This is a genomic window from Flagellimonas marinaquae, from assembly GCF_023716465.1.
GTDB lineage: Bacteria > Bacteroidota > Bacteroidia > Flavobacteriales > Flavobacteriaceae > Flagellimonas > Flagellimonas alginolytica.
On record NZ_CP092415.1, the window covers coordinates 772,075 to 795,341 of the forward strand.

Sequence of the window (23,267 nt, forward strand, 5' to 3'; positions counted from 1 at the left end):
CATCGAATACGCTCAGGTTAGCTACTCAAAATAACAAAAGATGTCGTTCCGGCAAAAGTAAGTTGCTACATTCTCTCGGGCACATCGATACCCAACAGGCGGAAGGCAGATTGAATCACCTCGCCCACCTTCTTGGACAACAATACCCTAAAGGTTTTCTTTTGTTCGTCCGTTTCACCTAAAATGGAAACTTGTTGATAAAACGAGTTGAATTCCTTGACCAGTTCGTAGGTATAGTTGGCAATTAGTGCTGGACTATAGTTTTCTGCCGCCAACTGTACCGTTTCAGGGAACAATTGCAGCTGTTTCAATAGTTCCTTCTCCTTTTCGTGCAAATCCATTGTTATGTCGAGCGCAGTCGAGAGATCAAAATCGGCCTTGCGCAAAATGGATTGTATCCTTGCATAGGTGTACTGGATAAACGGCCCCGTGTTTCCTTGAAAATCCACGGATTCCTCCGGGTTAAAAAGAATACGTTTTTTGGGATCTACTTTTAATATATAGTACTTAAGTGCCCCCAAACCTATGGTTCGGTACAATTGTTTTTTTTCTTCTTCGGTATAACCGTCGAGCTTGCCCAATTCTTGTGAAATGGATGCTGCGGTATCTTCCATATTTTTGATAAGGTCATCGGCATCCACAACGGTTCCTTCCCTGCTCTTCATTTTGCCACTTGGCAGATCCACCATACCATAACTTAAATGGTACAGTTGTTCTGCCCATGCATAACCCAACTTTTTAAGAATAAGGAACAAGACCTTAAAATGATAATCTTGTTCGTTTCCCACTGTGTAGACCATTCCGTTGATATCCGGAAAATCGGTTACCCGTTGAATGGCGGTGCCAATATCCTGGGTCATGTATACCGCGGTACCATCCGAACGCAACACAATTTTCTCATCCAAGCCTTCATCGGTAAGATCTATCCAAACACTGCCATCCTCTTTTCTAAAGAAAATACCACGTTCCAATCCATCCTTTACCACATCACGCCCCAACAAATAGGTATCGCTCTCGTAGTACAGGGTATCAAAATCAACCCCCAAATTTTTGTAGGTAATATCGAAACCATCGTACACCCAACCGTTCATTTTTTTCCAAAGATGTACTACCTCATCATCGCCAGCTTCCCATTTACGAAGCATTTCCTGGGCTTCGAGCAATATTGGCGCTTCTTTCTCTGCTCTTTCCTTGGATATGCCCTTATCTACCAGACCGGTAATTTCTTCTTTATAGACCTTATCAAAAGCAACATAGTACTTTCCGACCAAGTGATCGCCCTTTAAACCTGAAGACTCCGGCGTTTCTCCTTCACCAAACTTCTGCCAGGCCAGCATACTTTTGCAAATATGTATTCCCCGATCGTTAATGATCTGGGTTTTATAGACCTTTTTGCCCGAGGCTTTTAGAATCTCTGCCACGGAATACCCCAATAAGTTGTTTCGAATATGCCCCAAGTGTAATGGTTTGTTGGTGTTCGGGGACGAATACTCGACCATCACCGCATCATCGGACCGAGATGTTACATAACCAAAATCCACCTCGCCCAAAATGGTATTGAAGAAGTTTAAATAGTAGCTTTCTTCGATAACGATATTCAAAAAACCTTGGACCACATTGCATTTGGACACCTCGTCGACCTGCTCTACCAAGTATTCACCGATCTTTGTTCCAATCTGCACAGGATTACCCTTCACGTAGCGCAACATTGGGAATACCACTACGGTAATATCTCCTTCAAAATCCTTCCGGGTAGGTTGAAACTCCACTGTTGGCAGCTCAACTTGGTACAGTTGTTTTACCGCCTCGATCACGTTTTGGGTCAAATCGTTCTGCAAACTCATTTAAAAAGGCTTTTAAGGGCGCAAAACTACGCATTTTTTTGGGCTTTTTCCGTCATATGGATTGGTGTTGACCACTTATAAATCGTATTTTTAAGAAAAACTATCTATGGATCATCTTCAACATGCCGCCCCGGTTTTGGCCTCAATGGACATCCATAAAACCGTGACTTTTTACAAAGAGAAATTGGGGTTTGATAAATCTGGCTGGATTGATGAAAACTATGCCGTAATTGGCAGGGACAAAGTGGAGATCCATTTTTGGAAATGCAACAACAAGATATTTCCAGAAAACACCAGTTGTTACATCTATGTTGAAAATGTGGACGGGCTCTACCTCGAAATGCAAAATTCCAAAGTTATCCACCCCAATGGCAGTCTAGAAGACAAACCTTGGGGAGTTCGAGAGTTTTCCATATTAGACATTGACGGCAACCTGATCCGATTTGGACAAAACCTTTAAACATGCTACTGAACGTTTCGTACAACGACAAAAAAATCATTCAAAAAATAAACGATGCCGTTGGTAAGCCCTACCCATTAAAAGATCGTTTTGCCATGGGGGGCATTGGATCGCCAAAACTACACGTAACAGAAGCCAGTGTAGATATTTATAATTTGTTTGTTTTGGACAACAATACCAATACGTGCAATGTAGAAATGCGACCTAACGGCATAATCGTGCGGTTTCGCTCCCGATTGGAAACCTACGGGCTGGTAATACCCTATTACAAATTAAATATGTACAAAGGGGATATTGGCATTTATTCCATTTATATGGACCATTATTTTGTAAAGGTACGCGCCGATACCAAAGCTATTCAACGTTATTTTAAAAAGTTAATGGATCATCGTGCGGAAAACCTACCTACAAATCTCGAAGACCTATGAAAATAGTACTGACAGGTGCCAATGGCTATATCGGTATGCGTCTATTGCCCCAACTTTTGGACATGGGCCACGAAGTGGTATGTGCCGTTCGGGATGAAAAAAGACTTTCGGTAGATAGTAAGATACGCTCCCGAATCCAAGTAGTTGAGATAGATTTTCTGGACATCCCTGAAGAACAAAAAATACCCCCCGATATTGATGCGGCCTATTACCTGATACACTCCATGACCTCCTCTGTTACCGATTTTGATGAAAAGGAGGCCCAGGCCGCTAAAAACTTTAATAAAATTATTGAAAAAACCCAGTGCGAACAGGTGATCTACCTGAGCGGGATCGTAAATAACGAAGAACTCTCCAAACATTTAAGTTCCAGGAAGAATGTGGAGGACATACTATATCGGGGCAATTTTAAACTTACCGTGCTCCGAGCCGGGATCATTGTAGGCTCGGGCAGTTCCTCTTTTGAGATTATTCGAGATCTCTGCGAAAAACTGCCGGTTATGATCACGCCCAAATGGGTGCTTACCAAAACACAGCCCATAGCCATTCGCGATGTGATCCAATTTCTGACCATGGTATTGGGCAATAAGCAAACCTACGACCAATCTTTTGATATTGGCGGGCCAGATGTTCTTACTTACAAGGATATGCTCCAACGCTATGCAAAGGTCCGTGGCTTTAAAAACTGGATATTCACCGTTCCGGTAATGACACCTAAACTATCCTCCTATTGGCTCTATTTTGTTACCTCTACTTCGTACAAATTGGCCACAAATCTTGTGGATAGCATGAAAATGGAAGTCGTGGCAAAGGACAATCGATTACAGCAAATGTTGGGATTAAAAACCCACACTTATGAAGAAGCCATTGATCTGGCCTTTAAGAAAATTGAACAGAACCTGGTAATAAGTAGTTGGAAGGACAGCATAGCGAGCGGGCAAATACAGGAAGATCTCGAAAATTATATCCAAGTACCTAAATTCGGGGTGCTACAAGACAAAAAATCCATCAAAATTACAAACGAAGGAGCTGTTTTGGACAACATTTGGCGAATTGGTGGTGAAAATGGGTGGTATTATGGCAATTGGCTGTGGAAAATCCGTGGTTTTTTGGATAAATTGGTCGGAGGTCCGGGGCTACGACGTGGACGAACCCATCTTGATAAAATTTTTCCCGGTGATGCTCTGGATTTTTGGAGAGTGCTTTTAGCCGACAAAAAAAACAAACGTTTGCTCCTTTTTGCAGAAATGCGAACCCCTGGGGAAGCATGGCTAGAATTTAGGATCAAGGACAACATTCTGTACCAAACCGCGACGTTCCGACCGAAAGGATTATTGGGTCGCCTGTATTGGTATTCCGTACTACCCTTTCACCTCTTCATTTTTGGGAATATGATAAAGAATATCGCAAAAACTGATTGACCCCAGTGTTTAGACCTTAAATGTTGCTCAACGTACTTTTCACCAAAAGAAACACAACAATTAATCTCATTTCAAACTAAGAAAATTAAGATCAAGTTCGAGAGCAATGATCAAACCATACTGCTGTCCGTTCGACTACGCTCAGGGACCCATCTATGAACGAGAAAATATAGATGGTTCTATAATAGGAACAATCCTTATCAAAAACCATAAATCTTTCTCCATTGCCCCTATCTCCCTACACCTAACTTTAAACACATACATTGTTAAAATACTACTAAGTGCCACTACTATTCGCGGAATTTTTGGCACTTTGTCACAAAATTCATTTCGGCTCGTCTAACAAGCAGGCAACCTTTTCCATCCAAGAGGCGTCTATTTTTAATGAAACCATACATCAAAATATGTCCATAAAACCTATTTACTACCTTTCCATTTTTAGCATTTTTACAGGGTTTACAACAATGGCACAGACCATTAGTTCTCGTTTGGTGGATGCCAAGACCCAAAAAGGAATTCCCTATGCCACTGTTCAATATGGAGAATTTAACGGGGTTATAACAAACGAAGAAGGCAGGTTCAGTTTTGTTTTGGAGGATGGCATTTCCAGGCCCGATTCGATCTATATTACCTCGATGGGGTATGAAAAAAAAGGTTTCGCCCTAGAGCAAATGCAAGACAGTGTGATCACATTAAATGCCAGGGCCATTGAACTTAGCGGAGTCTATGTTTTCGACAAAGAACTGGAGGTGGACGACATTATTGAAAAAATGATCGAGAACATTCCCAAAAACGTGAACAAGGAAACCATTAAACAACGCTTCTTCCTTAGGAAATCGGAACTGGCCAACATGCAAAAAGTGGATTTTGGTTTTGAGAAATCCACCATAAAAGAGTTGAACAAAGAGCTTATGGACAGTATAGCCAGGGCCATTCCACAACATGCTTCACATTACACAGAAAGTTTTGGGGATCTTTATAAAAACGATACGGAGTACAAACTCAACATAATAAAAGCGGCCGATCTTTACGATAAAAAAGATGTGGGTTCCTTTGAAGATCTGGCCGAACACATGGAGGATATATTTAAACAGAATGTAAAACCGGGATCCTATCTTAAAATTAAATCGGGCATTTTCAGTGAAAAAATCCAAGTGGATTCCATTTTGGACACTATGGACGACGAACGGATGGAGCAGGTTGAAAAAGTGAAAGCTCAGGTAAAAAAAGACAGTGTTTCTGGATTGGTGGACAGCCAACGCTGGCAGTTTGAGGAAATGTTGAGTCAATTGTATTACAAAGAGGATACCAAGCTGGACTTTGTGGAAAAACCCAACCGCTACGAATTTCAACTGGCGGGTTATGCGGAAATAGACAATGCAGGGGTCTACGTGATAGACTTTTGGCCCAAACGGAGCAGCGCGGACTTTAAAGGTCGCCTATTCATCAACATTGAGGATTATGCCATTATGCGGCTCGACTTTACCAATACAAAACGCCTCCGCAATTTTAGGTTGCTGGGTATTACCTACCGCAAAACCATGTACAAGGGAACCATGCGCTTTGCTAAATTGCCCACTGGCAAATACGATCTTCAGTTTATGGATTTATCCGATGGTAGATATTTTGGCGTTGACCGTCCGTTAAAAGTCGTGGAAAAAAACAAACACGTAAAAGGCCGCCGTAAGCAAAACGAATTAAAGTTGAACATTGATTTCCGTATGAACATGACCACCAAATATGAACTCGTAGTGTTCGAGCAAGATAATATTTCCAAATCCGAATTCACATCTTACAAAGAGGATAAAACAGTGCGAGCCACCTATATGCCCCGTTACAATCCCGAGTTTTGGAAAGGTTACAATATTATGGAACCCAACCAGGCCATTCGTGGTTTTACGGTTGAAGAGGAAGATTAGTTATGAGTTTGGATTAAGGGTTCTGAGTTTCCAAACTACAAATTTGGGATAAAGGAACTTCCATGTTTTTATCTCTTGACTTTATATACCTTCTAGTTCATCATGATAAGGTGTCATTTCGAAATGAGATGCGAAAGCAGTGATTGAGAAATCATTACTGTTTTTTAGATTTCTCACTCTGCTTTCAGTCGGTTCGAAATGACACTATACATTTTCGATGCCGCTCAGGAACCATCTGGAAATGAAACTCAGGCACTATGCCTTTGGCAAAAAAACTTCGGCCATCATACAACGTGCACTGCCTCCTCCGCAAGTCTCAATGGTATCAAGGGAACTGTGTACAATGCCACAATGCTTTTCGATAGCATTGATCTGTTGTGTGGTCAGGCTCTTGTACGCCTGGGTACTCATTACCATAAATCGTCGGTCGTTGGAGCCCACAACTTGGAGCATGTTCCCTGCAAAATGGTACATCTGTTCTTCGGTGATCTTAATGATTTCCTTTCCATCCATCTTTAGGTGTTCCACGACACTTTTTCTTTCTTTCTTGTCATCGATACAATCCAAACAGATTACGGCAAAGGTCTCCGCCATGGCCATCATTACATTGGTGTGATAAATGGGCAATCGCTTGTTGTCCACAGTTTGGTTCGCATGAAAAATCACGGGAAAACAATCAAAATCTTCGCAAAATTCTATAAATAGCTCTTCGTGGGCTCGCTCGGACAAAGCACAATAGGCCTTTTGATTTATGCGGTCCATTAGTATGCTCCCAGTGCCTTCCAAATACACGCCCTCTTCCTCGGCAGATGTATAATCCATAACATTGTTGATCACAAATCCGTTCTGTTCCAACAACTCAAATATATCCTCTCTACGTTCTCTTCTTCGGTTTTCGGCAAACATCGGATATACACATACTGTTCCGTTATCGTGAAAGGACACCCAGTTATTTGGAAAAATAGAGTCTGGTGTATCCTGCTCCATATTATCATCTATGGTCAATACATTTACGCCCTGCTCCCGAAGCACCTTTACAAATTGATCAAACTCCTGTTGTGCCTTTAGGTTGATTTCGGCTTTTTTTAAATCCGGGTCTTCTTGAAAATAATTGTTGACCGCTGTTTGTTCGTTCATCCTAAAATTAACGGGACGAACCATAAGAATGGTATTGGTAATCTGATTTCTCAATTGCATGAAGTTTTTTGTTGTTCCCCGCAAAAGGGATTATTCTACTAATTTACGCTCTTACCAAAGGCATGGTGCTACAACGTAACAGCCCCTCCTGTTTGGCAATCTCGGCATAGGGAATTTCTTCCACGGTAAAACCATGGTCACGTAGCCAATTGTTGAGTCTGGTAAAGCTTCTTTCGGATACCACTACCTCTGGCGATATGGAGAAAACATTACTGAACATTTGGTACATTTCCTCTTTATCTATCTCAAAAATGTTTTCTGGACCAAAAAAATCAACCAAATATTGATATTCTTCCTCTACCAAAAAACCGTTTTTGTGCAAAATAGCTTTGTCCTTACCAACAGGTTGAAAACAACAATCCAGATGCAGGGCATTTTCCTTGGGATCGGTATTGGATTTACGCAGTTCGAAAGATTTTACGGTCTTATGTGGAAACATATCGCGAATAAACTCAACTGCCTCAATATTTGTTCGTGCCGTAATATAGCTAGCATAGTCCGGGCCTGTGTAGGTTCCAATAAAAATATGATCGTTCCACGGCATTACGTCACCACCTTCAATATGCACCTCTTCCGGCGGCCTAATTATTTTATTGGGGTCAATTATATCCAGCACATTATGTATGGCCTCAAATTCCTGCTCTCGATCGGGCAAAATATTGGCATGGAACAATTTGTCCTCTATTACAAAAGCAATATCCCTTGCAAAAATTTGGTTGCAATCTTGGAGGACTTCCGGTCGATATACCTTTACCCCGTACTTGGCAAAAACCTGGGCAAAGGCCTCCATTTCTTTGATCATATCCTCTTCTTTGGGGTAAGTGCCCGCTTTGATATGTTCAATTGATTTTGGATCGTAGGCTTCATCAATAGTGGGTACAGGTCCATTGCTTTGTGCCGTTCCCAGTATAACCTCTTTTAGTGCACTGGTCTCGTTGACCACGTTTAGTTTAATCATATAAGGTTTTTTATGGGTCAAAAATCATAGATGACCACCCTAAAGTAGTGTCCTTTAGAGTATGAGGGCAAATCTAGTGTTTTACTTGATTTTTTTACCCTGACAAAATCAAAAATTCTTTACTGAATACACGGTAGAAATATTAAATCAACAAAATGATGTTATTCTATACGAAATTGTTTATCAAATGCTTAAAAATAGCTTTGAAACCAAAAAACTAACAATTATCAGTTTTTCAATAAATTATATTGACTACATTTGCATTAAGATTTTTCCTACTTATGAAAAAACTACTACTTACATCGGCTATTTTAGCTACCTTATTTATTGTTATGGGAAGTATGCATGCGTTCCAAAAAATGAATGATGTCCGTTTATCTTCCAAACCTGATGCCGATCTACCTTTTGGAGGACAATCCTCCATCAAATACAACGATTGTATTACAGATGCTGATCTACCCACAGAACTACATGGGCATATTCAAAAATTATATGAGCTTCAGTTGGATAGTTCAATTTCTAAAATAGATGCTTCTATAAAAAAGTTTGGGAGATCCATGGACGCTACCTTAAAGAATCTAAGCACGGTGGATGCGCATGAATATATCCATCAATCCTTTGAAAAATCCAAGCACATTATTGCCAATAAAGATATATCCGACCTACAGAAATATTATCATTTGGAAATTATGCGAATTTGCTACGAAAGGGACAAATCGTTGAACCATAATGCCGCAGGCATGTTGTAGTTTAAAGGTTTACCCCATATAAAAAGGGGCGAAACCGCCCCTTTTAATTTTTGTATTGTCCCAAATCTTACCTTTTTTCCAAAGGAACAAAACTTCTTAGGTTTTCTCCTATGTATACCTGTCTTGGCCTTCCGATGGGCTCTTTTCTCAGACGCATTTCTCTCCATTGCGCTATCCAGCCGGGCAGTCTGCCCAATGCGAACATTACTGTAAACATTTCTGTAGGTATGCCCAACGCCCGATAAATGATACCGGAATAAAAATCCACGTTTGGATATAATTTTCTATCCACAAAGTACTGATCTTCCAATGCTTCTTTTTCCAGACCTTTGGCTATGTCCAAAATAGGATCTTCGATACCTAGATTGCCCAACACTTCGTCTGCGGATTTTTTAATGATCTTGGCCCTTGGGTCAAAGTTTTTGTATACACGGTGTCCAAAGCCCATCAAACGGAAGGGATCGTCCTTATCCTTGGCTTTGGCCATATATTTTTTAGTATCGCCTCCATCGGCCTCTATAGCCTCGAGCATTTCTAAAACCGCTTGGTTGGCCCCCCCGTGCAATGGTCCCCAAAGTGCAGAAATACCTGCAGACAGCGATGCGAACAATCCGGCGTGCGAAGAACCAACAATACGAACTGTAGAAGTTGAACAGTTTTGCTCGTGATCAGCGTGTAAGATCAAAAGTTTATCTAGGGCATCAATGGCAATAGGGTCTCTTTTATACTCTTGATTAGGTCTTTTGAACATCATTTTATGGATGTTCTCAACATACCCCAAGGTATCGTCTCCATAATCCAACGGAAGACCTTTTTTCTTGCGCATGGCCCAAGCGACCAACACTGGGAACTTGGCCAAAATACGGACTATGGAATTGTACATGGCGGATTCCGAGGATACATCTACGCAAGATGGATTGAACGCCACCAAAGCACTGGTCAATGAGGATAACACCCCCATTGGGTGAGCCGATTTTGGAAAGCCATCCAAGATTTTCTTCATTTCTTCATCAACTTGGGACTCTTCCTTGATATCGCTATGGAATTTCTCCAATTGTTCTTTGTTAGGCAGTTCACCAAATATTAATAGGTAGGCTACTTCCAAAAAGTCGGCTTTCTCTGCTAAATCTTCAATGGAATATCCACGATACCTTAAAATCCCTTGCTCGCCATCCAAAAAAGTAATGGCACTTTCGCACGAGCCCGTATTTTTATATCCGGGGTCTATCGTCACCATTCCTGTTGCGGCCCTCAAGGTTTTAATATCTATGGCCAATTCATCTTCAGTACCTTTGATCACAGGGAATTCATACCTTTCTCCCCCATATTCGAGTATAGCTTTATCCGACATTTTATATTTTAATAGATTAGTAAAAATTGATTGCGAAAATTACGAAAAAGCACTGCCATTAACAATTTACAGACCCTTTTTGTGCTGATATTAACGCTAAAATGATATAGGAAAAATAACCTAATCCAATTTATAGAGCAGTTTGTAATACTCGTCCGCTGATTTCTTCCATGTAAAACGTTTTCTACGCGCAGCGGATTGGATTTTTTTCCAGGTAGGTTTGTCGTTTTCGAACACATTTAGTACCTCATCCAGAGTCTGGATCATGCTGGAAATTTTCTCGTCGTAGCTTTCCCCATCAAAGGCAAAACCGGTTTTCATGTGTTCAACGGTATCCTTTAGCCCTCCGGTATGGTGCACAAGGCATGGATTTCCGTTCCGCATGGCCAACATCTGGCTAATTCCACAAGGTTCAAACAGACTGGGCATGAAATACAGGTCCGATTCCAAATAAATGGAATCGATCAACTTTTCCGACTGACCATTGGTGAAAATAAAGTTTTTGTGCTCGTAGCTCAATTTTCTAAAAAGCTCTTCGTATTCCGGCGCACCCGTTCCCAACAGCATAAAAATTCCGTCGACTTTCTCCAATCGTTTCAAAATTTCTACAAATGCTTCGGGAGATCGCATAAAAAAGTAAAACTTTTGCTCGGTCAACCGTGCCACACTCGAAGCGATGAACTTAGGGTTTTCGTCCACATATGCCATTATTTTCTCCCCGGTGTGTGCCAAAAAATCGGCCTTGTATTTTTTGGATTCCTCTTGCAACCATCTAAATAAAGCCTTTACCGTATTCCGATAAATATTTCCTTTCTTCTCCTTGTTGATGTTCTTATAATTACATCCGTTCAAAATACCGAACAAACGTCCTTCTTGATCCGCTTTCTGTAGATCTTTTTCCAACCCTTCGCCACCAATAAACTCCGGTGGGGAACTTGGTAGTAGCAAATCTTCTTTATAGGATGGTGAAACGGTATGGACAGCATCTGCAAATCGAATACCTACGGCCATAAGGTTAATGCAATCCTGATATCGGTAATCCATCAACTTTTGATAGTCCAACGGTACACTGGGGAACCAATTTTTTACCGAAGAATAATTACCATCGAACGGACGAATTCCCTGTATTGCCAAATTGTGGATGCTATACACTATGCGTATGTCCTTTAAATTGGTATACTCTATGTGATATTCCCTTAAGAACAAAAGCAGACTGGAATGCCAATCGTGTAAATGTACAATGTCCACATCGCCAAATGCACCTTGCTTTATGGCTTCTGCAACCGCTGTACAAAATATAATGTATTTAATGGCGTCGGTGTAAAACGGCTCTTCTGGGTCGTTGTGGTAGATGTGTGCAATATCACCAGCTTCTATCTCAGGATGATGGAGCACATAATGAAATATATTGGGAAATTCTTTTTTAGGTTTTACTTCGTACAACTCCGCAGTGTAGGCCATGCCCCGCAATGAAAAATTCAGGGTAGTCCGTGGCAATCCCCCATGATGTAGTCTGGAATAGGCCGGAACAACCACGTGCACTTTATCGCCACGCTCCGAAATTTGTCTCGGTACATCGCGAACCACATCGCCCATGCCCCCGGCTTTACAGTTTTCCAAAGCATCGTTTTCGGCGGCGACAAAAAGAAAATTGTTCATGTAGAGAAGAATTTGAAAGGTAGTTTAGTGCACCCTTAATTTAACCAAAGTTTGTTACTGAAACAAAAAAAAGCCTTTCCGAAACGGAAAAGGCTTTTTTAATGCTAAGTAATCATTATGATTATTTTACTTTGAATGCTTTTTCTTGTGGATAGTAGGCTACATCTCCCAACTCTTCTTCAATTCTCAACAGTTGGTTGTATTTGGCCATACGATCACTTCGAGAAGCGGAACCGGTCTTGATCTGACCTGTGTTCAAAGCTACTGCCAAATCGGCAATGGTATTGTCTTCGGTTTCACCAGATCTATGGGACATTACGGAAGTATACCCTGCATTCTTGGCCATATTTACGGCTGCAATGGTTTCCGTTAATGTACCAATTTGATTTACTTTGATCAAAATAGAATTGGCAATACCGTTCTCGATACCACGGGACAAACGCTCTACGTTGGTCACGAATAGATCATCGCCTACCAATTGTACCTTATCACCGATTTTGTCGGTCAGCATCTTCCAACCGTCCCAATCGTTCTCGTCCATTCCGTCTTCTATGGAAATTATTGGATATTTTTCGCAAAGATCGGCCAAGTATTGGGCCTGTTCTTCGGATGTTCTGACCATTCCTTTATCTCCTTCGAACTTGGTATAATCGTATTTGCCGTCCACGTAGAATTCCGCAGATGCGCAATCCAATGCGATCATGATCTCATCACCCAATTTGTAGCCTGCTTTTTCCACCGCTTTTCCGATAGTATCCAAAGCATCTTCGGTACCACCTTCCAAGGTTGGGGCGAACCCTCCTTCATCTCCCACTGCAGTACTCAAATTACGATCGTGCAATACTTTTTTAAGGTTATGGAAGATCTCTGTCCCCATTTGCATGGCATGGCTAAAATCCTTGGCCTTAACGGGCATCACCATAAACTCTTGGAACGCAATGGGAGCATCGGAGTGCGAACCTCCATTTATAATGTTCATCATTGGAACTGGAAGTGTGTCGGCACTTACGCCGCCCACGTAACGGTACAACGGCATACCCAATTCATTGGCTGCTGCTTTGGCCACTGCCAAGGAAACCCCCAGTATGGCATTTGCTCCCAATTTTGATTTGTTCGGCGTGCCATCCAGCTCGATCATTGTCTGGTCGATGTAATTCTGTTCAAAAACAGAAGTACCGATCAATTCTTCGGCTATCAGGGTATTTACATTGTTTACTGCATTACCTACTCCTTTACCCATAAAGGAATTGCCACCATCGCGCAACTCAACGGCTTCATGCTCTCCGGTAGAGGCTCCAGAAGGCACTGCCGCCCTTCCCATAATTCCATTTTCTGTTACGACATCTACTTCTACTGTCGGGTTCCCTCTGGAATCCAATATCTGTCTTGCATGAATGTTGATAATGATGCTCATTTTACTACTATATTTTTAGTTGTGATTATTGGGCTAAGATACAAAAGGTGCTGTTTTTAATTCCATGATAATCCTCACAAAACGCACATATTTACTTAAAAATAAAACTATATCGTTTTAGTTTTTCCTAGCCTTGATCAAATCAAAGAACTGGTCGAACAAATAATCTGCATCGTGTGGACCTGGGCTTGCTTCTGGGTGATATTGTACCGAGAAAACATCTTTGTTCTTCATTTTTATTCCTGCCACCGTCTGGTCGTTCAAATGGGTATGTGTAATCTCCAGTTCGGCGTTGGCCTCTGTCTCTTCCCTGTTCACGGCAAATCCATGGTTTTGGGAAGTAATCTCACCCTTACCGGTCATTAAATTTAGTATCGGGTGGTTGATTCCCCTGTGGCCATTGTGCATTTTATAAGTGGATACTCCGTTGGCCAATGCCAATACTTGGTGCCCCAAACAGATTCCGAACAATGGCTTGTCGGAAGCGATCATTTCTTTGGTTGCTGCAACGGCATCTGTCAAAGGCTCTGGGTCACCTGGTCCGTTTGATATAAAATATCCATCGGGGTTCCATTCCTTCATTTCCGAATACGACGTGTTGTATGGGAAGACTTTAATGTACGCTCCTCTTTTTGCCAGGTTTCTTAGGATATTCTTTTTGATTCCGATATCCAAAGCGGAAATTTTAATATCCGCATTTTCATCTCCATAGAAATATGGCTCTTTTGTGGATACTTTGGAAGATAGTTCCAGACCTTCCATGCTTGGCACTTGCTTCAACTCCTCTTTTAGAGCTTCGATTTCGTCAACTCTAGTGGAAATCAATGCGTTCATGGCTCCATTGTCCCTAATGTAGCTTACCAAAGCACGGGTATCTACATCGGAGATGGCCAAAAGATTGTTGTTGTCCAAGAAATCCAAAAGGCTCATAGTGGCGTCTGGTCTTGAATATTCGTAACTGAAATTTTTACAGATCAGACCTGCAATCTTAACAGAATCCGATTCCACTTCGTCCAAATGGGCTCCGTAATTGCCAATGTGCGCGTTAGTGGTCACCATTAATTGACCGTAATAGGATGGATCGGTAAAAATCTCTTGATAACCGGTCATCCCGGTGTTGAAACATACTTCTCCTACTGCGGTACCTTCTCTACCTCCGACTGCCTTTCCATAAAAAATGGTTCCATCGGCCAACAAAATCAACGCTTTTTTCTTTGTGTGATACTTCATTTCGTGCTCTAGTTTCAGTTATGACAAAAAAACATAAAAAAAGGATAAGTTTTCACTTATCCTTTTTCCTAAAATACAATAGTTAATAACATTCTTCTTATTCTTCAGAATCGTCAGTTTTTGTTTCAGCTGCCGGGGCCGGTGCTTCAGCTTTTTTAGCTCCACCACCTCTTCTGCTTCTTCTGGTCGATTTCTTCTTAGGTTTACCTGCATTGTACAGCTCGTTGAAATCTACCAGCTCGATCATTGCCATATCGGCATTATCTCCCAATCGGTTGCCTAACTTGATAATTCTAGTGTAACCTCCAGGTCTGTCGCCAACTTTCTCAGCAACTGTACCGAACAATTCGGTTACAGCCTCTTTACTTCTCAAGTTACTGAAAACAACCCTTCTGTTGTGTGTACCTTTTTCGGTAGTCTGGTTGTTCTCGGTCTTGGCTTTGGTGATCAAAGGCTCGATAAACCTTTTCAACGCTTTGGCTTTTGCAACCGTTGTGTTGATTCTTTTATGTTCTATTAGGGAACAGCCCATGTTGGCCAACATTGCCTTTCTGTGTGCGGCAGTTCTACCTAAATGATTAAACTTCTTTCCGTGTCTCATTGTTCTAAGTTATCATCTTGCTACCAAATCCTTTTGTATGAGGAGAGCAAAATATGATTGTTAATCTTTATCTAATTTGTATTTGGAAAGGTCCATACCAAATTGTAGGCCTTTATTGATGACCAATTCTTCCAATTCGGTCAATGATTTTTTACCGAAGTTTCTGAACTTCATCAAATCGTTTTTATTGAATGATACCAAATCCCCCAAAGTATCCACCTCGGCAGCTTTAAGACAGTTCAGAGCCCTTACGGACAAATCCATGTCCACTAATTTGGTCTTCAACAATTGGCGCATGTGCAATGATTCCTCATCATAAGTCTCTGTCTGGGCAATTTCATCGGCCTCAAGGGTGATGCGCTCATCGGAGAACAGCATAAAGTGGTGAATCAAAACTTTGGCGGCCTCGGTCAATGCATCTTTTGGGTGGATAGAACCATCGGTAATGATTTCAAAAACCAATTTTTCGTAATCGGTCTTTTGCTCTACCCTATAATTTTCGATGCTGTATTTTACATTCTTTATCGGAGTGTAAACAGAATCCACTGAAATTGTGCCCAGAGGGGCATTGGATTTTTTGTTTTCTTCCGCTGGAACATAACCACGGCCTTTTTCTATAACGATCTCCATGTTGATGCTCACTTTCGGATCCATGTTGCAAATAACCAAGTCCGGGTTAAGGACTTGATATCCGGAGATGAACTTTTGGAAGTCACCAGCGGTCATTTGCTCCTTTCCGCTAACGGAAATGGATACGGTTTCGCTCTCAACATCATCAATCTGTCTTTTAAACCTAACTTGTTTTAGGTTCAGTATAATTTCTGTAACGTCTTCAACAACGCCTGGTATAACAGAAAATTCATGTTCAACTCCATCTATGCGCACAGAAGTGATGGCAAAACCTTCCAAAGAGGAAAGCAAAACCCTTCTCAGCGCATTCCCAACTGTTAATCCATATCCAGGTTCCAAAGGACGAAATTCGAATTTCCCCTCGAAATCTGTTGAATCGATCATTATAACTTTATCGGGCTTCTGAAAATTAAGTAATGCCATAATTGGATTAATGTTGAATTCTTATTTAGAGTATAATTCGACTATCAGTTGCTCCTTGATATTCTCAGGGATCTGAAGTCTTTCTGGAACAGCAACGTAAGTACCTTCTTTCTTTTCAGAGTTCCAAGTGATCCATTCGTAAACACTGCTATTGTTAGCCAAAGAATCTACGATGGACTGTACTGATTTAGATTTTTCCCTAACACCAACTACATCTCCTGCTTTTAGTGAATAGGATGGAATGTTAACAACATTTCCGTTTACGGTAATGTGACGGTGCGAAACCAATTGGCGCGCGCCTCTTCTTGATGGTGAAATTCCCATTCTGAAAACTACGTTGTCCAAACGAGACTCGCACAATTGAAGCAATACCTCACCGGTTACTCCTTCTTTTCTTTTTGCCTCGGCAAACAGGTTACGGAATTGCTTTTCCAAAATACCGTATGTGTATTTTGCTTTTTGCTTTTCCATTAACTGGATTGCGTATTCAGATTTCTTACCACGACGTCTGTTGTTACCGTGTTGTCCTGGAGGATAATTTTTCTTTTCGAACGACTTATCGTCTCCGAAAATCGCTTCTCCAAATTTTCTAGCGATTTTTGTTTTTGGTCCTGTGTATCTTGCCATCTTCTATTTATTTGAAAGTGCGATTATGAATTAAGGCTTATCCTTCGATAATCTAACTGCACCTTCGGGTGAAGACCCTTTTTAGGGGGCCCGTTAAACAATATAATTGATAATTAAACTCTTCTTCTTTTCGGTGGTCTACATCCGTTGTGCGGCAATGGAGTAACATCTACAATCTCTGTTACTTCGATTCCTGCATTGTGAATGGAACGTATAGCTGATTCTCTACCGTTACCTGGTCCTTTTACATAAACCTTCACTTTTCTCAGTCCTGCTTCGTGAGCAACCTTGGCACAATCTTCTGCTGCAACCTGTGCTGCGTATGGAGTGTTCTTTTTAGAGCCTCGGAAACCCATTTTACCTGCGGATGACCATGATATAACATCACCTTTCTTATTGGTAAGTGAAATAATGATGTTGTTGAAAGATGCAACAACATGCGCCTCTCCGGTAGATTCTACTACGACCTTGCGCTTCTTTGCTGTTTTGGTACTTGCCTTTGCCATATTTTTTAGTTTCTAGTGTTAGCTTTTTGGTTATTGGAATCCTAGACTTTTACATTTCAAACAGATTCTTCTAACGTCTAAATACTAATGACTATATATTATTTAGTTGCTTTTTTCTTGTTGGCAACTGTTTTTCTTTTTCCTTTTCTGGTCCTAGAGTTGTTTTTGGTACGTTGACCTCTCAATGGCAATCCGGATCTGTGACGAATTCCACGGTAACAACCGATGTCCATCAAACGCTTGATGTTCATTTGGGTCTCTGAACGAAGTTCTCCTTCTATGGTGTAGGCACCAACAGCTTCCCTGATTTTTCCGATTTCATCGTCGGTCCAATCTGAAACCTTGGTATCTTCATTTACTTGGGCCGCCGCCAAAATTTCCTTCGCCCTGCTTTTACCTACCCCGAAGATATAGGTAAGCGAAATAACGCCACGCTTTTGTTTAGGTATATCTACCCCTGCAATTCTTGCCATAATTACCCTTGTCTTTGTTTAAATCTAGGATTCTTTTTGTTGATTACATACAATCTGCCCTTTCTGCGAACAATCTTGCAGTCGGCACTTCTCTTCTTTATTGATGCTCTTACTTTCATGTAACTAGTATCTATACGTAATTCTTGCTTTTGTTAAATCGTATGGACTCATTTCCAACTTTACCTTATCCCCGGGAAGCAACTTAATATAGTGCATCCGCATTTTTCCGGAGATGTGCGCCGTTACCACGTGCCCGTTTTCCAATTCTACCCTGAACATTGCGTTGGACAATGCTTCAATAATAGTCCCGTCTTGTTCTATTGCTGGCTGCTTTGCCATAAATTATGCTACTTTTCTGTTTTTACCGGTTTTCATTAAGCCATCGTAATGTCGGTTCAACAAATAAGAATTTACTTGCTGTACCGTATCAATAGCTACACCTACCATAATCAACAGTGATGTACCTCCATAAAACAATGCCCAACCTGCCTGTACATCCATCAACTTTACCACTACTGCCGGCAATACTGCCAAAAGTGCCAAAAAGATGGAACCAGGAAATGTAATCAAGGACATTATCTTGTCCAAATAGTTTCCGGTTTCTTTCCCTGGACGAATGCCCGGGATAAAACCACCACTTCTTTTCAGATCATCGGCCATTTTGTTCGTAGGCACGGTAATCGCTGTGTAGAAGTAGGTAAATATTATGATCAACACTGCAAACAGTATGTTGTAGGCCAATCCGAATATATCGGCAAATTGAACCTCCATCCATTGTCCTGCTGCGGTATCGTTAAATGTTCTACCAATTAAACTTGGCGCGAACATAATTGCTTGTGCAAAGATAATGGGCATTACTCCAGATGCATTCAACTTAAGTGGAATGTACTGACGTGCTCCCATCACGTTCTTTTCGTATCCTCCAGAAGCTGTTCTTCTTGCGTACTGTACCGGAATCTGCCTTACAGCCATTGTTAAATACACACTGGCCAAGATAACCAAGAACCAAACAATCACCTCTATCAACATAAACATGATTCCACCGGTATTGTTGGTTGTTCTTGATACGAATTCCTGTGCAAACGCTTGTGGCAATGTTGCAATGATACCGACCATAATCAACAAGGAGATACCGTTTCCGATTCCCTTGTCGGTGATTTTCTCACCCAACCACATGGCAAACACACACCCTGTTACCAATATAATAACAGCTGGAACGATAAAATCCAAGCCTTTACCCAAAACAAAAGCACTGTCCGGTACACCTAGGGCGCCAAGACCGTACAAATAGGCAGGGGCTTGAACAATACAGATACCGATGGTTAACCAACGGGTAATCTGGTTTATGGTTTTTCTACCACTTTCTCCTTCCTTTTGTAGTTTTTGAAGGTAGGGAATCGCTATTCCCATCAACTGCACCACAATGGAAGCGGAGATGTAGGGCATAATACCCAAAGCGAACACCGAAGCATTCGCAAAAGCACCACCCGTAAAAGCATTCAGAATACCCAAGATACCATTTTCAGTGTTCGAGGATAATTGGGCCAACTGGGCGGTATCAATACCGGGAAGTACAACTTGCGCACCAAATCGGTACACCAACAATAAACCCAATGTTAGGATAATGCGTTGTCTTAGTTCTTCTATCTTCCAGATATTTGATATGGTCTCAATAAATTTCTTCATGCTATAATTCTTATAAACTTATTGCTTCACCTCCTGCCGACTCGATAGCAGCTTTAGCGGAAGCAGTAAATTTATGTACAGATACTTTTAGCGCTGCTTTTAATTCACCATCGCCCAATATCTTTACCAAATCGTTTTTGTGTGCCAATCCGTTCTCCACAAGAATGTCCAAGGTAACAACATCTTTAATGGTTCCTTTGTCCACCAATTCTTGTAGTTTGCCCAAATTGATCCCTGTGTACTCTTTTCTGTTGATGTTGGTGAAACCAAACTTGGGTACACGTCTTTGCAATGGCATCTGACCACCTTCGAAACCAATCTTTTTGGAATACCCCGATCTAGACTTGGCTCCTTTGTGCCCACGTGTTGCAGTTCCTCCTTTACCGGAACCTTCTCCACGTCCTACACGTTTTCCTTCTTTGTGCACAGCGCCATCCGCTGGTTTTAGATTATTCAAATCCATGTGCCTTTATATTTTAAGCTTCCTCTGTGGAAACCAAGTGTTTTACCTTATTTACCATTCCAAGGATACTAGGAGTTGCTTCGTGCTCAACCACCTGTCCGATTTTCTTTAGTCCAAGAGCCTCCAAAGTTCTTTTTTGGTTCTGTGGCTTTTTGATGCCGCTCTTTATTTGTGTAACTTTAATCTTTGACATAATATCCTCTATTTATCCTTTAAAGACTTTTTCCAAAGAAATTCCCCTCTGTTTTGCAACGGTATCCGCACTTCTTAGTTGCAACAATGCATCAAAAGTAGCTTTTACAACGTTGTGCGGGTTGGAAGAACCTTGGGATTTAGAAAGTACATCCTGTACACCTACAGCTTCCAATACGGCCCTTACAGCTCCACCGGCAATTACCCCGGTACCGTGCGATGCAGGCTTAATGAATACTCTAGCTCCACCGAACTTTCCTTTTTGCTCGTGAGGCAGCGTGCCTTTGTTCAATGGAATACGAACCAAGTTCTTTTTGGCATCCTCGATAGCTTTGGCGATGGCCGTTGCTACTTCTTTGGATTTACCCAAACCATGTCCTACTACTCCGTTTTCATCACCAACCACAACAATTGCTGAAAAACCAAAGGCTCTACCACCTTTTGTTACCTTGGTAACCCTTTGTACTCCAACCAAACGGTCTTTCAACTCCAGTCCACCCGGCTTTACTGTTTCTACGTTTTTGTAATTCTGGTACATAGTTTATTAAAATTTTAGTCCGGCTTCCCTAGCTCCTTCAGCCAATGATTTTACTCTTCCGTGATATAGGTTTCCTCCCCTATCAAAAGCAACAGTTTCAACACCTAGCTTAAGAGCCTTTTCGGCTATGGCCTTACCCACGTTGGTCGCTACTTCGGACTTGGTTCCCTTGGCATCGACATCTTTATCCCTGGATGAAGCTGCCGCCAAAGTTACACCTTTATTGTCGTCAATCAACTGGGCGTATATTTCTTTATTGCTTCTGAATACAGACAACCTTGGTCTTGCTTCAGTTCCGAAGGAAACTTTTCGTATTCTTCTTCGGATGCGTAATTTTCTTTCAGTCTTAGATAATCCCATAGTCTTAATTATTAAGCTGATTTACCTGCTTTTCTTCTTAATTGCTCACCTACAAACTTCACTCCTTTTCCTTTGTAAGGTTCTGGCTTACGGAAAGATCTGATCTTGGCGGCCACCTGACCTACCAATTGCTTGTCGTGAGATGTTAGTTTTACAATAGGGTTTTTCCCTTTTTCGGAGATGGTCTCGATCTTTACTTCGGGAGCAATGTCCAGAACAATGTTATGAGAGAATCCGAGTGCCAAATCCAATTTTTGTCCTTGGTTGCTGGCTCTGTAACCAACGCCTACAAGTTCCAATTCCTTGGTCCATCCATTGGAAACACCTTCTACCATATTATTGATAAGAGCTCGGTATAAACCATGTTTTGATTTATGATCTTTGTCGTCGGAGGCTCTTTCTAAAACAACACTTCCGTCCTCGACTTTGATGTCGATTCCCGAAAATTCTTGTGTAAGCTCACCCATTTTACCTTTTACAGTAACCGTGGAATCTTTCACTTCTACAGTGACTCCATCAGGAATGTTTACTGGACTGTTACCTATTCTAGACATTTTTCTTCTCTTTTCTCAATTAATATACGTAGCACAATACTTCACCACCTACGTTCTCCTGTTGGGCCTGCTTGCTTGTCATAACACCATGTGATGTTGATACAATGGCAATTCCCAATCCGTTCAGAACTCTAGGTAAATCGTTAGAGCCTGAATACTTTCGCAGACCGGGCTTACTTACCCTCTGCAATTTTTTTATGATGGGTTCTTTGGTCAACTTGTCGTACTTAAGGGCTATTTTAATGTTCCCTTGTACTTTATTGTCCTCGAACTTATAGCTCAAAATATATCCTTGATCGAACAATATTTTGGTAATCTGTCTCTTTAGATTGGAACCTGGGATATCTACAACCCTATGACCTGCCTTGTTGGCATTTCTCAATCTGGTCAAATAATCTGAAATTGGATCTGTAAGCATTTCTTTTCTTTATCTAAATTACCAACTTGCCTTTTTAACTCCTGGAATTAGACCTTTATTGGCCATTTCCCTGAACATAACCCTAGATATACCGAAGGTTCTCATGTAACCACGTGGTCTACCAGTTAGTTTACAACGGTTTCTCATACGAACAGGAGAAGCATTCTTTGGCAACTTTTGCAAAGCCTCATAATCTCCCGCTTCTTTTAGAGCCTTTCTTTTCTCGGCGTATTTTTCTACCATTTTAGCCCTTTTTCTCTCGCGGGCTTTCATTGATTCCTTGGCCATTCTAGTTCTTTTTAAAGGGTACTCCCAGTTCGGTTAACAATGATTTTGCTTCTTTATCAGTTTCAGCGGAGGTCACAAACGTGATGTCCATCCCATTGATCCTGTTAATTCTGTCGATATTGATTTCTGGAAAGATGATTTGCTCGGTAACTCCCAAATTGTAGTTACCTCTACCGTCGAAACCTGTGGCTTTAACTCCAGAGAAATCACGCACCCTTGGAAGGGCACTTGTGATCAATCTATCCAAAAATTCGTACATGCGTTCTCCTCTAAGGGTTACTTTGGCCCCGATCGGCATACCTTTTCTTAATTTAAAGGTAGCCACATCCTTTTTGGATAGGGTCGCAACCGCTTTCTGACCTGTAATATTGGTCAACTCGTCCACAGCGTGATCGATTAGTTTTTTATCGGAAACAGCAGCACCTACTCCTCGGCTAACCACTATTTTCTGCAACTTGGGAACTTGCATTACATTTTTGTAACCAAATTCTTCGGTCAGCGCCTTGATCACGCGCTCCTTGTATTCTTGCTTTAATCTTGGAATGTAACTCATGACTAAATTACTTCATTGGATTTTTTGGAAAACCTTACTTTTTTCCCGTCCCTTACTTCGTACCCAACACGAGTTGCCTCGCCAGATTTTGGGTCGATCAAGGAAAGATTGGAAATGTGTATAGGGGCCTCCTTTTTTGTTATGCCTCCTTGAGGGTTGTTCGCACTTGGCTTTTCGTGCTTGGACACCTCGTTGATGCCTTCTACGATAGCCTTGTTCTTTTCACGGTCTACTTTAAGTACTTTACCTTCGCTGCCTTTGTGGTCTCCCGCAATGACTTTTACCGTATCCCCTGTTTTTATTTTCAACTTCATCTTTCTGATAT

The 23,267-nt window shown here is 41.4% G+C and carries 29 protein-coding genes; 5 read left to right on the top strand and 24 right to left on the bottom strand.

The genetic code is table 11. The features are described 5' to 3' along the window. Positions 1 to 65: 65 nt before the first annotated feature. The gene (argS, locus tag MJO53_RS03545; RefSeq protein WP_252080520.1) at positions 66 to 1,844 is read right to left on the bottom strand and encodes an arginine--tRNA ligase; all 1,779 of its coding nucleotides are present in this window, start codon (positions 1,842 to 1,844) and stop codon (positions 66 to 68) included. A 106-nt stretch (positions 1,845 to 1,950) separates the two neighbouring features. Between argS and MJO53_RS03550 the strand changes: the two genes are divergently transcribed. From MJO53_RS03550 to MJO53_RS03565, 4 genes are all read left to right on the top strand, one after another. Further along, the gene (locus MJO53_RS03550) at positions 1,951 to 2,304 is read left to right on the top strand and encodes a bleomycin resistance protein (RefSeq protein ID WP_224837456.1); all 354 of its coding nucleotides are present in this window, start codon (positions 1,951 to 1,953) and stop codon (positions 2,302 to 2,304) included. 2 nt (positions 2,305 to 2,306) lie between these two features. Continuing rightward, entirely contained in the window at positions 2,307 to 2,732 is a 426-nt protein-coding gene (locus tag MJO53_RS03555) for a hypothetical protein (protein ID WP_224837455.1), read from the top strand. Next, the gene (locus MJO53_RS03560) at positions 2,729 to 4,153 is read left to right on the top strand and encodes an SDR family oxidoreductase (RefSeq protein WP_252080521.1); all 1,425 of its coding nucleotides are present in this window, start codon (positions 2,729 to 2,731) and stop codon (positions 4,151 to 4,153) included. Before MJO53_RS03555 ends, MJO53_RS03560 begins: the two co-directional genes overlap by 4 nt. Before the next feature lie 281 nt (positions 4,154 to 4,434). After that, positions 4,435 to 6,072 (top strand): carboxypeptidase-like regulatory domain-containing protein, encoded by a 1,638-nt coding sequence (locus MJO53_RS03565; RefSeq protein WP_252080522.1) that lies wholly within the window; start codon positions 4,435 to 4,437, stop codon positions 6,070 to 6,072. A 255-nt stretch (positions 6,073 to 6,327) separates the two neighbouring features. On the opposite strand, the gene ctlX is transcribed toward MJO53_RS03565, so the two are convergent. Further along, a complete protein-coding gene (gene ctlX, locus MJO53_RS03570) occupies positions 6,328 to 7,269 on the bottom strand; it encodes a citrulline utilization hydrolase CtlX (protein ID WP_252080523.1) in 942 nt (313 codons plus the stop codon). 43 nt (positions 7,270 to 7,312) lie between these two features. Continuing rightward, positions 7,313 to 8,227: a dimethylarginine dimethylaminohydrolase family protein gene (locus MJO53_RS03575; protein ID WP_252080524.1), complete on the bottom strand. Its 915-nt coding sequence runs from the start codon at positions 8,225 to 8,227 to the stop codon at positions 7,313 to 7,315. Between the two features lie 281 nt (positions 8,228 to 8,508). On the opposite strand from MJO53_RS03575, the gene MJO53_RS03580 reads away from it, so the two are divergent. Next, the gene (locus tag MJO53_RS03580; protein ID WP_252080525.1) at positions 8,509 to 8,976 is read left to right on the top strand and encodes a hypothetical protein; all 468 of its coding nucleotides are present in this window, start codon (positions 8,509 to 8,511) and stop codon (positions 8,974 to 8,976) included. A 67-nt stretch (positions 8,977 to 9,043) separates the two neighbouring features. On the opposite strand, the gene MJO53_RS03585 is transcribed toward MJO53_RS03580, so the two are convergent. The 21 genes from MJO53_RS03585 to rplX form a co-directional block, all read right to left on the bottom strand. Beyond that, a complete protein-coding gene (locus MJO53_RS03585; protein WP_224837445.1) occupies positions 9,044 to 10,327 on the bottom strand; it encodes a citrate synthase in 1,284 nt (427 codons plus the stop codon). A 120-nt stretch (positions 10,328 to 10,447) separates the two neighbouring features. Continuing rightward, positions 10,448 to 11,986, bottom strand: coding sequence for a glycogen synthase (locus MJO53_RS03590; RefSeq protein ID WP_252080526.1), 1,539 nt, complete (start codon positions 11,984 to 11,986; stop codon positions 10,448 to 10,450). 121 nt (positions 11,987 to 12,107) lie between these two features. Beyond that, the gene (gene eno, locus MJO53_RS03595; protein WP_252080527.1) at positions 12,108 to 13,400 is read right to left on the bottom strand and encodes a phosphopyruvate hydratase; all 1,293 of its coding nucleotides are present in this window, start codon (positions 13,398 to 13,400) and stop codon (positions 12,108 to 12,110) included. 117 nt (positions 13,401 to 13,517) lie between these two features. Beyond that, positions 13,518 to 14,630, bottom strand: a complete 1,113-nt coding sequence (carA, locus tag MJO53_RS03600; RefSeq protein ID WP_224837442.1) for a glutamine-hydrolyzing carbamoyl-phosphate synthase small subunit — start codon at positions 14,628 to 14,630, stop codon at positions 13,518 to 13,520. Positions 14,631 to 14,727: 97 nt separating this feature from the next. Beyond that, on the bottom strand, positions 14,728 to 15,231 hold the full coding sequence (gene rplQ, locus MJO53_RS03605) for a 50S ribosomal protein L17 (protein ID WP_224837441.1): 504 nt from the start codon (positions 15,229 to 15,231) through the stop codon (positions 14,728 to 14,730). A gap of 60 nt (positions 15,232 to 15,291) precedes the next feature. Next, on the bottom strand, positions 15,292 to 16,284 hold the full coding sequence (locus MJO53_RS03610) for a DNA-directed RNA polymerase subunit alpha (protein WP_224837440.1): 993 nt from the start codon (positions 16,282 to 16,284) through the stop codon (positions 15,292 to 15,294). A 21-nt stretch (positions 16,285 to 16,305) separates the two neighbouring features. Then, complete coding sequence (gene rpsD / locus MJO53_RS03615) at positions 16,306 to 16,911, bottom strand: 30S ribosomal protein S4 (RefSeq protein WP_224837439.1); 606 nt, start codon at positions 16,909 to 16,911, stop codon at positions 16,306 to 16,308. Between the two features lie 113 nt (positions 16,912 to 17,024). Then, positions 17,025 to 17,417 carry a 30S ribosomal protein S11 gene (gene rpsK / locus MJO53_RS03620; RefSeq protein WP_224837438.1) on the bottom strand — a complete coding sequence of 131 codons (393 nt, stop codon included), beginning with the start codon at positions 17,415 to 17,417 and terminating at the stop codon, positions 17,025 to 17,027. 98 nt (positions 17,418 to 17,515) lie between these two features. Next, a complete protein-coding gene (gene rpsM / locus MJO53_RS03625) occupies positions 17,516 to 17,890 on the bottom strand; it encodes a 30S ribosomal protein S13 (RefSeq protein WP_252080528.1) in 375 nt (124 codons plus the stop codon). A 2-nt stretch (positions 17,891 to 17,892) separates the two neighbouring features. Beyond that, positions 17,893 to 18,009, bottom strand: a complete 117-nt coding sequence (ykgO, locus tag MJO53_RS03630) for a type B 50S ribosomal protein L36 (RefSeq protein WP_010519235.1) — start codon at positions 18,007 to 18,009, stop codon at positions 17,893 to 17,895. A gap of 4 nt (positions 18,010 to 18,013) precedes the next feature. After that, positions 18,014 to 18,229, bottom strand: coding sequence for a translation initiation factor IF-1 (infA, locus tag MJO53_RS03635; protein ID WP_014031991.1), 216 nt, complete (start codon positions 18,227 to 18,229; stop codon positions 18,014 to 18,016). Positions 18,230 to 18,232: 3 nt separating this feature from the next. Next, entirely contained in the window at positions 18,233 to 19,576 is a 1,344-nt protein-coding gene (gene secY, locus MJO53_RS03640) for a preprotein translocase subunit SecY (protein WP_224837436.1), read from the bottom strand. 10 nt (positions 19,577 to 19,586) lie between these two features. Then, positions 19,587 to 20,039: a 50S ribosomal protein L15 gene (gene rplO, locus MJO53_RS03645; protein ID WP_224837435.1), complete on the bottom strand. Its 453-nt coding sequence runs from the start codon at positions 20,037 to 20,039 to the stop codon at positions 19,587 to 19,589. Positions 20,040 to 20,052: 13 nt separating this feature from the next. Further along, the gene (rpmD, locus tag MJO53_RS03650; RefSeq protein ID WP_224837434.1) at positions 20,053 to 20,232 is read right to left on the bottom strand and encodes a 50S ribosomal protein L30; all 180 of its coding nucleotides are present in this window, start codon (positions 20,230 to 20,232) and stop codon (positions 20,053 to 20,055) included. 12 nt (positions 20,233 to 20,244) lie between these two features. Next, the gene (gene rpsE, locus MJO53_RS03655) at positions 20,245 to 20,769 is read right to left on the bottom strand and encodes a 30S ribosomal protein S5 (RefSeq protein WP_224837433.1); all 525 of its coding nucleotides are present in this window, start codon (positions 20,767 to 20,769) and stop codon (positions 20,245 to 20,247) included. A gap of 6 nt (positions 20,770 to 20,775) precedes the next feature. Then, positions 20,776 to 21,129, bottom strand: coding sequence for a 50S ribosomal protein L18 (gene rplR, locus MJO53_RS03660; protein ID WP_224837432.1), 354 nt, complete (start codon positions 21,127 to 21,129; stop codon positions 20,776 to 20,778). An 11-nt stretch (positions 21,130 to 21,140) separates the two neighbouring features. Further along, a complete protein-coding gene (gene rplF / locus MJO53_RS03665) occupies positions 21,141 to 21,683 on the bottom strand; it encodes a 50S ribosomal protein L6 (protein ID WP_224837431.1) in 543 nt (180 codons plus the stop codon). Positions 21,684 to 21,702: 19 nt separating this feature from the next. Beyond that, complete coding sequence (gene rpsH / locus MJO53_RS03670) at positions 21,703 to 22,101, bottom strand: 30S ribosomal protein S8 (RefSeq protein WP_252080529.1); 399 nt, start codon at positions 22,099 to 22,101, stop codon at positions 21,703 to 21,705. An 18-nt stretch (positions 22,102 to 22,119) separates the two neighbouring features. Continuing rightward, on the bottom strand, positions 22,120 to 22,389 hold the full coding sequence (rpsN, locus tag MJO53_RS03675) for a 30S ribosomal protein S14 (protein ID WP_036379829.1): 270 nt from the start codon (positions 22,387 to 22,389) through the stop codon (positions 22,120 to 22,122). A gap of 1 nt (position 22,390) precedes the next feature. Then, on the bottom strand, positions 22,391 to 22,942 hold the full coding sequence (gene rplE / locus MJO53_RS03680; RefSeq protein WP_108246819.1) for a 50S ribosomal protein L5: 552 nt from the start codon (positions 22,940 to 22,942) through the stop codon (positions 22,391 to 22,393). 2 nt (positions 22,943 to 22,944) lie between these two features. After that, a complete protein-coding gene (gene rplX, locus MJO53_RS03685) occupies positions 22,945 to 23,256 on the bottom strand; it encodes a 50S ribosomal protein L24 (protein WP_224837428.1) in 312 nt (103 codons plus the stop codon). Positions 23,257 to 23,267: the final 11 nt, after the last annotated feature.